Source organism: Brevibacillus schisleri (assembly GCF_055685845.1).
In genome coordinates, this window is record NZ_JBVNDM010000001.1 from 4,020,069 (window position 1) to 4,036,294 (window position 16,226).

Annotated in this window: 16 protein-coding genes; all 16 read right to left on the reverse strand. The window is 45.7% G+C overall.

Annotation, left to right across the window (positions count from 1 at the left end; genetic code table 11):
• Positions 1 to 14 precede the first annotated feature (14 nt).
• The 16 genes from ACUUHJ_RS18810 to dprA all read right to left on the reverse strand — a co-directional run bounded on the left by ACUUHJ_RS18810 (position 15) and on the right by dprA (position 16,162).
• A complete protein-coding gene (locus ACUUHJ_RS18810; RefSeq protein WP_289673449.1) occupies positions 15 to 917 on the reverse strand; it encodes a MotE family protein in 903 nt (300 codons plus the stop codon).
• Between the two features lie 12 nt (positions 918 to 929).
• Positions 930 to 1,376 carry a flagellar export protein FliJ gene (fliJ, locus tag ACUUHJ_RS18815; protein ID WP_289673450.1) on the reverse strand — a complete coding sequence of 149 codons (447 nt, stop codon included), beginning with the start codon at positions 1,374 to 1,376 and terminating at the stop codon, positions 930 to 932.
• A 1-nt stretch (position 1,377) separates the two neighbouring features.
• Positions 1,378 to 2,697: a flagellar protein export ATPase FliI gene (gene fliI / locus ACUUHJ_RS18820; RefSeq protein ID WP_016743320.1), complete on the reverse strand. Its 1,320-nt coding sequence runs from the start codon at positions 2,695 to 2,697 to the stop codon at positions 1,378 to 1,380.
• The gene (fliH, locus tag ACUUHJ_RS18825; protein ID WP_289673451.1) at positions 2,694 to 3,512 is read right to left on the reverse strand and encodes a flagellar assembly protein FliH; all 819 of its coding nucleotides are present in this window, start codon (positions 3,510 to 3,512) and stop codon (positions 2,694 to 2,696) included. The genes fliI and fliH overlap by 4 nt, the downstream gene beginning before the upstream one ends.
• A complete protein-coding gene (fliG, locus tag ACUUHJ_RS18830) occupies positions 3,496 to 4,509 on the reverse strand; it encodes a flagellar motor switch protein FliG (protein WP_007719331.1) in 1,014 nt (337 codons plus the stop codon). The genes fliH and fliG overlap by 17 nt, the downstream gene beginning before the upstream one ends.
• Positions 4,510 to 4,521: 12 nt before the next feature.
• Positions 4,522 to 6,111 (reverse strand): flagellar basal-body MS-ring/collar protein FliF, encoded by a 1,590-nt coding sequence (gene fliF, locus ACUUHJ_RS18835; RefSeq protein WP_289673452.1) that lies wholly within the window; start codon positions 6,109 to 6,111, stop codon positions 4,522 to 4,524.
• Between the two features lie 30 nt (positions 6,112 to 6,141).
• On the reverse strand, positions 6,142 to 6,438 hold the full coding sequence (gene fliE, locus ACUUHJ_RS18840) for a flagellar hook-basal body complex protein FliE (protein WP_472299613.1): 297 nt from the start codon (positions 6,436 to 6,438) through the stop codon (positions 6,142 to 6,144).
• 18 nt (positions 6,439 to 6,456) lie between these two features.
• Positions 6,457 to 6,915, reverse strand: coding sequence for a flagellar basal body rod protein FlgC (gene flgC, locus ACUUHJ_RS18845; RefSeq protein ID WP_289673454.1), 459 nt, complete (start codon positions 6,913 to 6,915; stop codon positions 6,457 to 6,459).
• Between the two features lie 2 nt (positions 6,916 to 6,917).
• Entirely contained in the window at positions 6,918 to 7,331 is a 414-nt protein-coding gene (gene flgB / locus ACUUHJ_RS18850; RefSeq protein WP_289673455.1) for a flagellar basal body rod protein FlgB, read from the reverse strand.
• A 372-nt stretch (positions 7,332 to 7,703) separates the two neighbouring features.
• The gene (gene codY / locus ACUUHJ_RS18855; protein WP_016743316.1) at positions 7,704 to 8,483 is read right to left on the reverse strand and encodes a GTP-sensing pleiotropic transcriptional regulator CodY; all 780 of its coding nucleotides are present in this window, start codon (positions 8,481 to 8,483) and stop codon (positions 7,704 to 7,706) included.
• A gap of 40 nt (positions 8,484 to 8,523) precedes the next feature.
• The gene (hslU, locus tag ACUUHJ_RS18860) at positions 8,524 to 9,921 is read right to left on the reverse strand and encodes an ATP-dependent protease ATPase subunit HslU (protein WP_289673456.1); all 1,398 of its coding nucleotides are present in this window, start codon (positions 9,919 to 9,921) and stop codon (positions 8,524 to 8,526) included.
• A 20-nt stretch (positions 9,922 to 9,941) separates the two neighbouring features.
• Entirely contained in the window at positions 9,942 to 10,484 is a 543-nt protein-coding gene (gene hslV / locus ACUUHJ_RS18865; protein WP_015891764.1) for an ATP-dependent protease subunit HslV, read from the reverse strand.
• A 15-nt stretch (positions 10,485 to 10,499) separates the two neighbouring features.
• The gene (gene xerC / locus ACUUHJ_RS18870; protein WP_172140486.1) at positions 10,500 to 11,444 is read right to left on the reverse strand and encodes a tyrosine recombinase XerC; all 945 of its coding nucleotides are present in this window, start codon (positions 11,442 to 11,444) and stop codon (positions 10,500 to 10,502) included.
• Positions 11,445 to 11,505: 61 nt separating this feature from the next.
• A complete protein-coding gene (trmFO, locus tag ACUUHJ_RS18875; protein WP_289673457.1) occupies positions 11,506 to 12,819 on the reverse strand; it encodes an FADH(2)-oxidizing methylenetetrahydrofolate--tRNA-(uracil(54)-C(5))-methyltransferase TrmFO in 1,314 nt (437 codons plus the stop codon).
• A 39-nt stretch (positions 12,820 to 12,858) separates the two neighbouring features.
• Positions 12,859 to 14,937, reverse strand: coding sequence for a type I DNA topoisomerase (topA, locus tag ACUUHJ_RS18880; RefSeq protein WP_289673459.1), 2,079 nt, complete (start codon positions 14,935 to 14,937; stop codon positions 12,859 to 12,861).
• 106 nt (positions 14,938 to 15,043) lie between these two features.
• Positions 15,044 to 16,162, reverse strand: coding sequence for a DNA-processing protein DprA (dprA, locus tag ACUUHJ_RS18885; RefSeq protein ID WP_472299614.1), 1,119 nt, complete (start codon positions 16,160 to 16,162; stop codon positions 15,044 to 15,046).
• Between the last annotated feature and the right edge of the window lie 64 nt (positions 16,163 to 16,226).

Genomic DNA, 16,226 nt, shown 5'->3' on the forward strand with positions numbered 1-16,226 from the left:
GATGATTACTCCATCTATTTTCGAAGCAACTCTGTCGTGATGCGAGCCGCCAGATTGTCATCTTCTTTCTTGTCATCATTGGCGATCGCAGAGAGAGTTTGCGCCCGTTTATCCACAGGCAAATTTTTCATTAAGACAATGGCTTGGCTTTGGTTTGTCTTCATCAGTGAACGAATGATAGCAGCTCCATCAGCTGGAGGCATTTGTGCGAATGTCTTTTTTAGATCCTCTGCAGATTCAGAACCATCACGCGTATCGCTTAATGCCTTTGTCAGCACATCAACACGTTGTTGCAGAGCTGCAATGTCATCATCTTTGTTCACTACTGAATCTTTTAATAAGATCGAAATATCGGCTGCTTTCTTCGGTTCCATCTTGGCCAAAATGTCTGCCTGTTGTGCAGGCTTCATTTTTGTCATGACGGTAACTGACTCCTCCAGTTTTAGATTTTCAATGATGGCTGCCGCATTCTTTGGAGACATGGTTGTATACACTTTTGCCAAGTCTGTAAATTGCTTTTGACGTTCTTCCTCAGTCGCACGCTTGTCTTCCATTGCCTGGTTTACATCATCGAGTTGCTTTTCCAGTGCCGCAATGGTCGCGTCTTTCTTCGCTGACTCTTCTTTTAAAGCGGTAATCTGCTGCTGGTTTTTTGCATGATCTTGCTGTAGGGTTGCCACTTGCTTGTCCATATTAGGTTGTTCTTCTGAGTCGGGAGCTGTCGCATATTCGTCTGGGACTAATTTTTCCACGTACGGTATGGAGTTAGCCCAGTGGAGAACATTTCCTAACACGTTTACTCCGAGCAAACTCAGGAGCACACCGCCAAGGAGGCTGGCAAACAGTGCAGGAATGACAATCATATAAAAGAACCATTCCCACCTGCCGTATTCCCGTTCTTCTTGGATTTCTTCCATTTGGAACCTCCCTCAGTAGCTTCGGCGAAGATAGAGCTGCGTACCGATCTCATCCAACTCTTTTTGCTCTCTCTGCTTCTGGTCGTCCAGAAATTGGTGGAGCGACTTTTCCCGAAGGCGTTGCCATAGTTGGGATTCTTTCATACGTTCCGTCAATCGTGATTGACAGCGTTCCACATCCTGTTCACAACCATGCAAGGTACGTTGCTGATTCTGAATGGATCTCGCAACAGTTTGCTGATATTGCGTAATGGAAATGAGCTGCGCAGCACTGCATGTTTGCATCTGTACTTCCTGGAGCTTCAACGTCATCTCGTCATGATGCTCAGTTAGTTGAGAAAGCTTCCACTCTTCTTCGTTTTTACGCTGGATCGACTTTCCGAAAGCCCACTCTGCTTGTTCTTTTTCTTTTTCCTTTAAATCAAGAACCTTTTGGAGATGAAACTGAAATACACGCACGTTAGTTCACTCCTCCGAAATGAGCTGTCAATGCTTGGATAGCGCCCTGCAAAGTAGACGGTTCATGTGTTCCTTGTGCCGTAAAACCAGAAATGATATCACGATAGCGAATGGCTGCATCGATTTCCCGATTGCTACCCGGCTTATACGCCCCAATATTTATGAGGTCCTCCGCTTCACGAAACGTAGCCAAATGTTTTTTCAGCTGACGAGCAGCATCCAAATGGTTACTATCGACGATTTCATTCATGACACGACTTACGCTCGCCATCACATCAATGGCAGGAAAGTGACCTTTATGAGCGATTTTCCGGTCAAGAACGATGTGACCGTCCAAAATCCCCCGCGCCGCATCCGCAATTGGATCATTCATGTCGTCAGAATCAACTAATACGGTATAAAAGGCAGTAATACTTCCCTTATCCGCTGTTCCGGCACGCTCCATCAGCTTTGGCAGCATCGCAAACACCGATGGCGTATAACCACGCGTAGCCGGCGGTTCTCCGATTGCCAAGCCCACCTCACGTTGTGCCATCGCAAAGCGCGTGACGGAATCCATCATGAGCATGACATTCATTCCACGATCGCGGAAATATTCCGCTATGGAAGTCGCAATCATCGCTCCCTTAATTCGAATCATGGCAGGTTGATCGGAAGTAGCCACGACAACAACAGACCGCTTTAGTCCTTCTTCCCCAAGATCCCGCTCGATAAACTCCATGACTTCACGACCGCGTTCTCCAATGAGACCAATCACATTGATATCTGCCGTAGTATTTCGGGCAATCATTCCCATCAATGTACTTTTTCCTACCCCTGATCCAGCGAAGATGCCGACCCGCTGACCTTTCCCGATGGTAAGGAGACCGTCTATCGCTCTCACTCCCACACTCAATGGTTCTTGAATGCGCGGTCGGAGGATAGGATTTGGCGGCATATTGTTGGTAGGATAGGACGTCAGCCCAAATGGAAGTGAGCCTTGATAGGGCCGACCCAATCCATCGAGGATCGAACCCAATATTTCAGGTCCAACTTTGACATCTAGCGAACGTCCTGTCGCGACCACGTCACAACCTGGACCAATTTCGGTCAATTCGCCTAATGGCATTAGCAGCACTTTGTTTTCACGAAAGCCAACCACTTCTGCGATGATCGGTTCCTTTGTGTTAGCCGGATATAGATGGCATATCTCGCCTAATTTCACTTCTGGCCCTTGCGACTCGATAGTGAGCCCAACAACCTGTGTCACTTTGCCATTCACGCGCATCGGATCTAATCCATGCAGCATGTGCTTGTACTTCGAGAGATCTAGGATGCTCATGGAGCCTCACTTCCTCTGGCAATCGTAAGCAACGCCTGCTTAATCTCCTCCATTTGTGTATCGATGCGGGCATCGACACTCCCCAAGGCAGTACGGATGACACATCCACCATCTTGTACGGTATAGTCAGGATAAATGGATAACTCTGCTTGTCCATCTAACAATTCAAGAAAACCAGCACGATGCTCGAGCACATAATCGAAGTACTTATGGTTGACGCACACTGTAATCTCGCCATGAACACGTGAGCGGCGGAGTGCTTTTTTGGTCATTTCCAGGACCTGCTCGGGATACTGTTGCACTTCCTGTCCAATGATTTTTTTCGCAATTTCTATGCTGAGTTCCACTAGAAAAGGCTCCGCCTCAGCGATAATTTGTTTTTTCTCGGCAAATGCTTGTTCCAGAATGGTTTTCGCTTGGACGAGTGAAGCTGTTTGCTCCTCGTATGCCTCACGTTTACCCGCTTCGAAACCTGCCTCTTGCCCTTCCGTCATTGCCTGCTCTTGCACTTGCTGAAACAGTTGCGCAGCTTCCTGACGCTTTTGTTCCCACCATTCTTCCATCTGAGCAAGCGTCTTTTGTCTTACTTGCTCTGCTTGCTCCGCAGCTTGCTGCAAGATGTTTTGCGCGGTTTCTTCTGCATCTGAGATGATCGTTTTTGCCTCGATCTCAGCTTGATTAAAAATTTCTTGATTTTCTTGCAACCTTTCGGCAACTTCTTCCGTCTTAAGTGGTACAGGCGTTACCGAGAGGAGAAAAGATTCCTCAGAAGGCCGATAATTGGCGCTTTTGATGATCCTAGACAATGATATCATCTCCTCCACCGCGGGCGATGATGATCTCACCAGCCTCCTCTAAGCGACGGATAATTGCAACGATACGAGATTGTGCCTCTTCGACGTCGCGAAGGCGAACTGGGCCCATAAACTCCATTTCTTCTTTGAAGGTATCCGCCATCCGTTTGGACATGTTCCGGAAAATAACTTCCCGAACTTCTTCGCTGGATACTTTGAGAGAAAGTTGCAGATCGGCATTTTCCACATCGCGGATAACGCGTTGAATCGAACGATTGTCGAGTGTAGCAATATCTTCGAAGACGAACATACGCTTCTTGATTTCTTCTGCCAGCTCTGGATCTTGAATTTCGAGGGAATCCAGAATCGTGCGTTCGGTTCCACGATCGACACCGTTGAGTACAGCAACGATCGCTTCGATCCCGCCTGCCTGTGTGTAATCTTGGGTAACAGTGGCAGAGAGCTTTTGCTCCAATACTTGTTCTACTTGAGCGATTACTTCCGGTGAAGTACTATCCATTGTCGCAATTCGTTTCGCAACCTCTGCTTGACGTTCTTGCGGAAGAGCCGACAGGATCATGGCTGCTTGTTGAGCCTCCAGATAAGAAAGCACCAATGCAATCGTCTGCGGATGCTCATTTTGGATAAAGTTGAGGATTTGACCTGGGTCAGCTTTTCTAGCAAAGTCAAACGGTCGAACTTGAAGGTTTGCCGTCAAGCGATTGATAATATCCATTGCTTTGGTCTCACCCAAAGCTTTTTGCAAGATTTCTTTGGCGTAAGTAATCCCGCCTTGTGCAATTACCTCTTTGGCAACTGCAATCTGGTGAAATTCAGATAAAATTTTATCTTTTTCATCCGTATCCACTTTTCGCACATTGGCGATTTCTAATGTCAGTTGCTCGATCTCATCCTCACGCAAATGCTTGAACACCTGGGCAGAAACTTCCGGCCCGAGTGAGATGAGGAGGATAGCTGCTTTTTGTCGTCCTGACAACTCTTTAGCGCCGCGAGCCATACCATTCACTCCTTAATCTTCTGCTAACCATGTACGAAGCAGAACAACAAACTCATCTGGTTTGCTTCGCGCCAATTTTTCAAGTTGCTTTCTGACCACTACCTGGTCTCCGTCTTCTTGGTAAATCAAGTCTGGTATTTCGCCCGCGTTTAACGGTGTCAGCAAATCTGGCAATTCCTCTTCTTCTTGTCGCTGCTTCGCTTGACTGCGTCTGCGATAAACGAGGAAGGCAACAGCAGCAAGTGCCAAGACTGCAATACCACCAACTGTCCAAAGAACAGCAGGACTTAGCGCACTGGAATCCTCAATTTCAGCTTTTCCTGAGAACTGACGAGGAAGTACAGAAATATGCTTGTCCAACTCAGCATCCGATAAATCAGTAACCTGATCACTTAAAGTGACACGAACAACATTGCGCAACACTTGTTTAATGCTCTCGAGCGTAGCAGCATCCAACGTTCCACCAGCTGGCGGTTCTACGCCAACGTTGATTGTGATGTCTTCGATCTTGTAAGGACTTGATGTAACATTTCGTGTAATGCGATTTACTTCACGGTTAATCGTATCATTCAACTCTTCGTACTGACTGTTACTTCCTTGTGGGGTAGCTCCCGGGTAGTTCGTAACTGCATTGTTATTGGTTCCTGCAATTCCCCCTGGAGGTTGACCTTGTCCAGAGAAGGCTTTTGATAATTTTTGAGAAGAAATGATAAGTCCTTCGTTATTCTCTTTGTCAGGGGCCTCAACGATGTTCTCTACGCGATTTTCTTTGTCAAAGTTCATTTTGAGGAACGTATGGACGATGACTTTATCGCGTCCCATGATTGTACCCAACAAATTGTACAGGTTTTGTTGAATTTTCTTTTCAACATCTGCTTTGATTGTTTCCTGTTGCTTAAAGCTACTCAATGTTCCTTCGTTTTCATTACCTTCGGAACGTTCTAGTGGATTCGAATACTGGTCTGTAATCGCAATCGCTTCCATCGGCAACTTCGGAACGCTTCGGGAAACTAGCAGATAAAGCGAGTTAATTTGCTTTTGATCAAGCGTTGTTCCAGGTTCAACATCCACGATAACAGAAGCCGTCGCTGTATCCGGAGTCTCCGTTACCCAAACGCTTTCCTGCGGCAACGTAATCATCACTTGTGCGGAGCGTACACCTTTTACACGTTCTAGCATCTTGCGTAGCTCTTGTTGCAATGCCTCTTTCTTCATGACATCAAATTGGCGATCCGTCACTCCAAGGGTACTGGAGAAAATTTCCGCATTAATTCCTGCTTGACTCGGAATACCTTGTGCAGCCAAATCGACAATAACATCCTGTGCCATTTTTTCTGGAACCTCGATACTTGTACCATTCCCTGTGATCTGGTATGGGATTTGTGAAGCTTCCAACTCTTGCTTGATCGTCCCGATTTCTTGTTCACTCAATTTTTGGTTGTAAAGTGATTTGTACACCGGCTGAGAAGCGATGTATATGTATAAACCTAGAGAAATCAAGAGGAAGAGCGAAATACCGAGAATCATCCATTTTTGTTTCTTGGAAAATTGGTTCCATTTTGATGTAAACCGGTCTTTGTATACTGCTAAGCGTTCGTTCATGTTTCACCTCTCAAAGGATACCAACAACGATCAAATCGACATGCGCATGATTTCTTGATAAGACTCAATCATCTTGTTCCTGACCTGCATAGTCATTTGTAGCATCACGGAAGCTTTTTGACCTGCAACAGTCACTTGATGCAAATCGGTAATTTCTCCCGCTGCAAACTTGTCGGCAAGATTCGACGATTCTACTTGCGCCTGATTCACTTGACTCATGGCATCCGACAGAAACGATGAGAATCCTTGGGAAACTTCAGCTGGGGTTGGCTTGTTCACACTCGGTGTACGAATTGGCGTTAGTTGGGATATTGCACTCATTTCCATTTCTTACTGTCACCCGCTTTACTTGATTTCCAATGCTTTTAGCATCATCGATTTGGAAGCGTTCAGTGCTGTCACGTTGGCTTCGTATGACCTTGATGCGGAGATCATGTCCACCATCTCTTTCATTGGGTCGACATTCGGCATTAACAGATATCCGTCTTGATCTGCATCTGGATGAGATGGATCATATACTCGCTTAAACGGAGTATCGTCTTCTTGAATCGCTGTGACCTTTACGCCTTGTCCACCCCGACTTCCCGAGACCGTCCCCACGGCTGCTTGCAGGAAGTTATCGAATGTTCCATTTGTTTGAGGTGATAACTCCACCATTTTCCTGCGATATGGCTGCCAGGCTCCATCTACGAAGTTTGCTCGAGTGGTTTCCGCATTCGCAATATTGGCAGCAATCGTATCCAATCGCAAGCGGTTAGCTGTTAAGGCAGAAGCACTTGTGTTAATTCCCTGAAACAAGCTCATCTTTATTTACCCCCACCCTCAATTACACTGCGTAGTTTCTGAAAATGTCCTGCTGTCAATTGCGTTAAACCGCTGTACCAAATTTGGTTTTTTGCCAATTCTGTTGTTTCTGTTTCCAAGTCAACATCATTGCCACTGTTCTGAATGAAGTTATTCGGATTGGACACAACCTGTGGTACTGCAACGCCCCCTGCATTTCCAAACGGAATGTGTCGTTGGTTAGTCCGATACGCTTCTAACTTGCCATTCCCCGCTCTTGCGTTCAACTCATCTTGCAAAAAGCTCTCGAAGATGACTTGCTGACTTTTGAATTGAGGGGTGTCTATGTTGGCAAGATTGTTTGCGATTGTTCTATGTCGCAATGTTGCAGCGTCGAGTGATCTCTCCAGGACCTGCAGATGGTAACTATCCAGCATTTTTCCTTCTCCCCCAATATGAGTCAATTCTTTTCCCTAAAACCACCTATATTTCCTGTATTTTCGACACCCTAATACGATTCAATCATAGCAAAATCAATTTGGACAAAAAAGCCCCTTTTCATGACGTTTTTCAAAATGATTCAATGGGACTAAATCCCTTATCCTTCCTGTTTTTTTACTGCATTTTACAAGGAAACCATATTCAAACCATTGCAATTGTCGAAGCATGCATTAAAAATCAATACATATTTTATGGTAATAATGTGTCGTTTTTTACTTTTGTTAGGACTATAGTCCCATGAGAAAAGGTGCAGCAACCTGAGTTGCTACACCTTTTGTTTACTTTCTTGTAACTTTTCGCAAGGTATATTACGAGGTTTTGAGCTTCTCCAGCTCAGGCAACAGCTTTTCATTCAGTACCTTAATGAAGGTACCTTTCATTCCCAAAGAACGGGATTCGATAACACCCGCACTCTCCAGCTTGCGCAGTGCGTTTACAATGACGGAGCGGGTAATTCCTACGCGATCCGCGATTTTGGAGGCAACAAGTAAGCCTTCTTTGCCTTCGAGCTCTTCAAAAATATGCTCAACTGCTTCCAACTCGCTATAAGAGAGGGAACCAATCGCCATTTGTACAACTGCTTTGCTACGCGCTTCTTCTTCGATTGCTTCAGAACGCTCACGCAAGATTTCCATGCCTACTACCGTTGCCCCTACTTCTGCAAGAATCAGGTCGTCATCGACAAATTGATCGTTAATACGACCCAAAATCAGCGTACCGAGACGATCTCCTCCACCCATGATTGGAACAAGCGTGGTCCAACCTGTGCGGAATACTTCTTTCATTTCAACAGGGAAAATCGTGTATGGGCTATCTACATCCAGGTTAGCAGATGTTTCATCTACTTTCAGTAACCCCATGCTGTACTCTTCTGGAAAACGACGCTCTTCCAGCATTTTGCGCATACGGCTGTTATCCATCTCTTGGTGAATCGCAAAGCCGAGAAGTTTTCCTTTGCGGCTTACAACATAAGTATTTGCTTCAATAACGTCACTCAAAACTTGCGACATTTCATTGAAGTTCACGGCATGACCCGCGGATTTCTGCAACATGCGGTTAATTCTTCTTGTTTTTGACAGTAGATCCATCTGTATTTCCTCCTAATTATATGTGCTGCCTATCCAATGTTTATAAAATATATTGACTCAAGTCTTTGTTCCCCGCGATTGTTCCTAATTTCTGTTTAACATAATCGGGGGTAATCTGTACAACTTCCAGGTGGATTTCTGGGGCTTCAAAAGAGAGATCCTCCAGCAGCTTCTCCAATATAGTGTGCAATCGTCTAGCACCAATGTTATCTGTGCTCTGATTGACCTCAGCAGCGAGACGAGCGAGTTCCTGAATGGCTTCCGGTGTAAATTCAACTTGCACACCTTCCGTTTCCAAGAGGGCTACGTACTGCTTAAGCAACGCGTTTTTAGGCTCTGTCAAAATTCGGACAAAATCTTCAACACGCAAGCTAGTCAGCTCCACCCGAATCGGAAAACGACCTTGCAATTCCGGAATCAAATCTGATGGTTTTGCCATGTGAAAAGCACCAGCTGCAATAAACAGAACATAATCTGTTTTGACTGGACCATACTTGGTCATGACAGTTGAGCCTTCCACAATGGGTAAAATATCACGCTGGACTCCTTCACGGGATACATCCGGGCCACGTCCATCCTTACCCGCAATCTTGTCAATTTCGTCAATGAAGATAATCCCGTGTTGTTCAGCTCGACGAATTGACTCCTGCGTAACTTCGTCCATATCCACCAGTTTTTGCGCTTCCTGCTGAATTAATACCTTTCGCGCATCTTTTATTCGCAATTTTCGTTTCTTCATCCGCTTAGGCATCAGGCTACCGAGCATATCTTGCATTTGCATCCCCATTTGTTCTGTACCCGGAACCTGGAACATGTCAAACATCGAAGGTGATTGATCTTCGACTTCAATCTCAATCATTTGCTCTTCTAACTGGCCATTCGTCAATTGCCACATGACTTGTCTGCGTTGCTGCTCAATCGATACTTCTTCTTGATCAGTGGTATCCTGTTGCTGGTGCTGCTGTCCACCGAAGAACATCTCCAACGGATTTTTGAATGAGTTCGACTGCTTGCGAGATGGAACAAGTACGTTCACAATCGCTTCATTCGCAAGCTTTTCGGCTTTCTCTTTCACCGACTCTACTTTTTCCTGTTTGACCGTACGGATAGAAGCTTCCACCAGATCACGGACCATCGATTCCACATCTCGTCCTACATAACCGACTTCCGTAAACTTCGTTGCTTCTACCTTAATAAAAGGAGCACCTGTCAATTTTGCAATCCGACGTGCAATTTCCGTTTTTCCAACACCAGTAGGTCCGATCATCAAGATGTTTTTTGGAACAACCTCGTCAATCATTTGCTCTGGCAAACGACTGCGACGGTAGCGGTTGCGAAGCGCAACAGCAATGGCTTTCTTGGCTTGTGCCTGCCCGACAATGTATTTATCCAAATGCTCTACGATCGTACGCGGGGTTAATTGCTCAAGATTCAGCACAGTAGGTTCCTCCCTTTCGCTCAATTCAACTCATCCACAACAAGATTGTTATTTGTGAACACGCAAATTTCAGCAGCGGTACGAAGCGATGCTTCCGCAATTTCACGTGCGCCGAGATGTGGCGCATATGTTTTCAATGCACGACCTGCTGCAAGGGCAAAGCTACCGCCAGAACCAATTGCAAGAATCCCATCATCAGGCTCAATGATTTCGCCATTTCCGGAAATAAGCAGCAAATGCTCCTTATTGGCAACAATCATCATAGCTTCCAAACGACGCAAAATTTTATCCATGCGCCACTCTTTCGCCAGCTCTACAGCAGCTCGCTGCAGATTGCCGTGATACTCCTCCAGCTTTCCTTCAAACTTCTCAAAAAGCGTAATGGCATCAGCAACAGAGCCAGCGAATCCTGCTAAAACTTCGCCGCGATATAGACGTCTTACTTTTTTGGCACCGTGCTTCATTACCATGCTGTTGCCAAAAGTAACCTGACCATCTCCGGCCATCGCTACAGACCCATTGTGCTGTACAGCAAATATGGTTGTTGCGTGAAACTGTTCCATCACTGATTCCTCCCGTTATGTCGTCCGATTGGCGGAACCTGTATTGCCCGGGTTTGCTCGTGGGTGAGCGGTGTCATATACATGCCGAAGTCGCTCTTTGGTCACATGCGTGTACACCTGTGTCGTCGAAACATTAACGTGCCCCAGTAATTCTTGCACGGTACGCAGATCCGCGCCGCCATTCAACATATGGGTCGCAAACGTATGACGAAAGGTATGAGGTGAAACCCGCAATTGAAGAGCGTACGTTTCTACGTATTTGTCTACAATCCGCCGAACACTACGGTCGGATAACGGTTCTCCCCGATAGTTAACCAGCAAATTGCCGTGTTCTACTTTTCCAGCCAACAGTTTTTCTCTTCCATGTTCTAGGTATTGCCGAAGAACGTCGCAGGCATAACTTCCAACCGGCACATATCGTTCTTTCGCTCCTTTTCCATAAACCAAGGCGACTCCCATGCTCGGATTCACATCACTCACAGATAAAGTGGTGAGCTCCGTAACACGCATGCCGCTTGCATACAACAGTTCAAAAATCAGCCGATCACGAATTCCTAATGGAGTGGTTGTATCAGGCAGATCGAAAAAAGCTTGAACTTCTTGCGGATATAAAAAGGAAGGAAGTTTCTTCTCCATTTTGGGAGTGGAGACTAGTTGAAATGGGTTCTGTTCCAGTTGACCTTCACGCAACAGAAATCGGTACAAGCTACGCAAACTAGATAGCTTGCGGGCAATACTTCGCCGGGAAAGCCCCCTACCAGCCAATTGCGCGAGAAAGGAGCGACCATGCAAATAAGAAACAGCAGCAAATACGGTGATTTGGTGCTGTTCCATAAAGGAGACAAATTCGCTGATATCTGCCACATACTGCTTCACCGTATGAGGAGAGGCGTTTTTTTCAACTCGCAAATAGCGGGTAAACATCTCAATATCCGCAGAATTTTGTTGCGAAAAGTCCATACGGGATGCACCCTCCTCGAAGCACCTATATAGTAACACAGACGAAAATCGGATATCAATGTTAATTGTGTCGTTCTTGTGTAAAATTCTGAATTGTATCTAGCGCCCGCTCAGCGAGCTTTTCATTTTTCAAACGCTTGTCTCGGATTCTTTCTGGCCATTCTGGTACAAGCCCGAAGTTTGCGTTCATCGGTTGGAAATGCTTCGGATCTGCCGTTGTAATATAACGAGCCATACTGCCCATAATTGTTTCTGGCGGAAGCTCGATCAATTCTTCCCCTTTTGCGAGTCGTGCTGCATTTATCCCCGCAAGCAAGCCAGATGCTGCTGACTCCACATATCCTTCTACACCAGTCATTTGACCAGCAAAGAAAAGTGTTTCCCGATCTTTATACTGATACGTAGGCTTCAAAAGCTTTGGCGAATTGATAAAGGTGTTTCGGTGCATGACACCATAACGAACGATTTCGCAGTTTTCCAACCCAGGAATGAGTGAAAAGACTCTTTTTTGATCCGGCCATTTCAGGTGGGTCTGGAAGCCTACGATGTTATACAATGTCGCAGCACTATTGTCCTGACGAAGTTGAACAACCGCATAAGACTTTTTACCTGTCCGTGGATCAACCAGACCCACAGGCTTCATGGGACCAAATGTCATGGTTTTGTGCCCACGCTTTGCCAATACTTCAATCGGCATGCAGCCTTCGAAGAAGATCTCCTTTTCAAACTCCTTCAATGGAACAGTTTCCGCAGAAATCAACGCATCATAGAAGCGATTGAACTCCTCTTCTGTCATCGGGCAGTTCAGGTAGGCTGCTTCACCTTTATCATATCTGGAAGCAATGAATACCTTGTTCATATCGATCGAATCTTTCTCGATAATGGGTGCCGCTGCATCATAGAAGTACAGATATTCTTCACCCGTCAGCTCTTTTAACTTTGTAGACAAAGCTGGAGAAGTAAGTGGCCCGGTCGCAATTACGACAATCCCATCAGGAATTTCGGTAATCTCTTCCGAAACCACCTCAACTAAGGGATGATTACGAACGGCATCTGTAACATGAGCCGCAAATTCGTGTCTGTCTACGGCAAGCGCGCCTCCAGCTGGAACCGCGCAACGATCTGCCGAATCGATAATGACAGAGTTCAGCCGACGCATTTCTTCCTTTAATACACCCACTGCATTCGTCAACGTGTTAGCACGCAATGAATTACTGCAAACCAACTCTGCAAATTTATCGGTATGATGTGCAGGCGTTTGTGTCTTCGGTCTCATTTCATACAGCTTTACTTTTACACCCGCCTGCGCGATTTGCCATGCTGCCTCACTACCAGCGAGACCAGCGCCCACTACTGTAATTGTTGGTTGTGACATGCTGTTAATCCTCCAAACTACAAAATCGAATCAGGCTGCTTAGGAGTCTGCCTCTTCTTGATAATCACACTTGGTGCAAACTATGCTAACTCCTTGCTTCTTGCGCTTTTTCTCCACGAGCATGCTGGAGCATTTTGGACAAGGTCTGGCAATCGGTTTGTCCCACGATACAAAATCGCATTCCGGATATTGATTGCAACCGTAAAAAATACGACTCTTTTTAGATTTACGTTCGATAATCTCTCCGGTTTCACACTGCGGACATTTTACGCCGATTTCTTTTACAATCGGCTTCGTATTACGACAATCCGGGAATCCGGAACAAGCTAAAAACTTGCCAAATCGACCAAGCTTATAAACCATCACACTGCCACAAAGCTCACATGTTTCATCCGATTCTTCGACTTTCAGCTCTACTTCCTTCATTTCTTCTTCTGCAACAACTACGCGCTTCGCAAAGTCTTGATAAAAATCGTCCAGCACCTGCACCCAATTGGTGGTTCCTGCTTCGATGTTATCCAAGCCCGATTCCATATGCGCAGTGAATTCTACGTTGAGAATCTCCGGGAAGAACTCCTCGACAAGCGTGATCACAATCTCGCCCAACTCGGTTGGGACAAATCGCTTCTCCTCTAATGCCACGTAGCCCCGCTTTTGAATGGTTTCTAAAGTAGGCGCATAGGTAGATGGACGTCCAATCCCCATCTCTTCCATCGATTTAAGCATGCGCGCTTCGGAGAATCGTGGTGGTGGCTGTGTAAAGTGCTGACTCGGCTCGATTTCTTTCTGATCGAGGATTTGTCCTTCTTCAATGGGCGGAAGGAAGCTTTCTTCCTCTGTGCCATCATCGTTTCCTTCAATGTATACCTTCATAAATCCAGGGAACTTCACTTTTGATCCCGTTGCTCTGAAGGTAACTCCACCTGCGTCAATATCTACGCTCATCGTATCAAGAACAGCAGATGACATTTGACTGGCAAGGAAACGCTCCCAGATTAATCGATACAAACGCAACTGATCTCTTGACAAGTATTCCTTGATTTCATCCGGTGTACGCATCACACCAGTTGGACGGATTGCTTCGTGAGCATCTTGAGCATTTTCGTTTTTCGCCTGATTGCGTGGCTCTGATAACACATAGTCTGGACCGTATTTCTCAAGTATGTAATCCCTTGCTTCGTTCTGTGCAGTTACAGATAGGCGAGTAGAGTCCGTACGCATATAGGTAATCAAACCAACTGCGCCTTCTTTATTGCCAACGTCGATCCCCTCATAGAGCTCTTGAGCAATTCGCATGGTCTTAGAAGTGCGGAAGTTCAGCTTACGCGCTGCCTCTTGCTGTAAAGAACTCGTGATAAAAGGAGGTGCAGGATTGCGCTTGCGCTCACGCTTGGTTACCTTTTGTACCACATATGGTTTGTTCTTCATTCGTTTCAATACCGCTGCTACATCATCTTCCGAATGAAGCTCCACCTTTTCATCGCCATAACCATAGAACTTCGCGTTAATTTCTTTTCCGCCGCTAATTAATGTACTTGCAATTGTCCAATACTCTTCCGGAATAAACTCTTGGATCTCCCGCTCACGATCCATGATAAGCTTTACCGCAACTGACTGAACACGTCCAGCACTCAAGCCTTTTCGAACCTTTTTCCATAGAATTGGACTAATATTGTAGCCAACCAGTCTGTCGAGAATACGACGTGCCTGTTGAGCATTTACCAAGTCCATGTTTATGTGTCGTGGATGCTTGAACGCTTCTTTGATGGCATCTTTGGTAATCTCATTAAATACCACACGAAGCGGCTGATTCAAATCGAGACCCAAGTATTGCGCCAAATGCCAAGCAATTGCCTCCCCTTCGCGATCCGGGTCGGCTGCGAGATACACTTTTTTTACTTTTTTAGCGGCATCTTTTAAGCCCTTCAATACATCGCCTTTGCCGCGAATGGTTATGTATTTGGGTTCAAAATTATGTGTAACGTCTACACCCATTTGACTTTTCGGCAAATCGCGTACATGTCCGATAGACGCTTTCACGATATATTTACTACCCAGGTATTTTCCAATGGTTTTGGCCTTCGTAGGGGATTCTACGATTACTAGCGTATCAGCCATTTTTTTCCTCCCCTTTTAGTAAGGAATCTTCCCTATTATTAAATACCCTCATCCGGTTTGTCAAACACTTGTGCCTCTAGGCATTGCCAAAAAGCTAGCGGATATGCTATCTACGTGCAAAATAACCGCCAGGAAGTGCCACAATGGCTCCTTTTGCTTCCAAACGAATGACCAGCTGATGTAGCATCTTGCATTGTTCTTTTTCCAAGCTGTTCATTAACTCATCCAAATGAATCCCATCATAGGTTACAGCCTCCACAATCGCTTTTTCTTCATTAGATAAGGGAATAGCATCGGTTGCATTGTTTTTTTTGACCTGCTGCATCTGCTTGGCTTCTGGAAGATGATGTTTGATTTCATCCCATATATCGTTACTGCACGTTACTAGCTTTGCACCTTGTTTGATCAAGTTATGCGGCCCGGCACTCATCAATGAAAAAATGGGACCAGGAATTGCAAAAACTTCTTTGCCCTGCTCAAGTGCACAGTCTGCCGTAATCAAGGATCCGCTTTTTTCTGCTGCTTCCACCACTAATACACCGATAGAAAGACCACTTATGATACGATTTCGCTCTGGAAACAATCCAGAAATAGGTGGAATATGAGGAGGATACTCGCTGAGGAGTAGGCCAAAAGATTCAATTTCGCGATAAAGTTCTCGATGTCGAGAAGGATAAACGTGATTCATTCCGCAACCGAGCACGCCTATAGTCTTACCTCCTGCTTTCAAGGTAGCTTGGTGAGCCTCCGCATCAATTCCATACGCTACCCCTGAGACAATGACAAGACCTGCTTGTACCAGTTCTCGGACAAGAAAGCTACAACTCGCTCTTCCATATGGTGTCGGTTTGCGCGAACCAACAACGCCAATCGACAATTTATTCAATAATGTGTGGTCGCCACGATAAAACAATGTCCAGGGAAAATCGGGGATATTGCGGAGCGAAACAGGATAAGCATCGTCAAAAGGACATAAGAAGCGCGTTCCCTCTTCTTCACGCTTTTCCAATAGTGCCATAGCAGAAGCTTCATTGCTTTGCTTGTCAACCTGCCCAGTGATCAAGGAAGTCAATCTGAGCTCACGTGCCAGTTCATGCCAGTTTTCGATGGCAGCCTGAAAAGAACCTGTGATTTCAAATATCTCTCGGATTTTCTTTCTTCCCAAACCTGAGATCATCGTTAACACATACACCCAGTCTCTCTCGTCAAGCTTCGCCTTTTCCACTCCAAAATCCTCCTTCATCCCGATCACAATTGTCACAGCGGACAGCTTCTGAAAGTTATTCTAT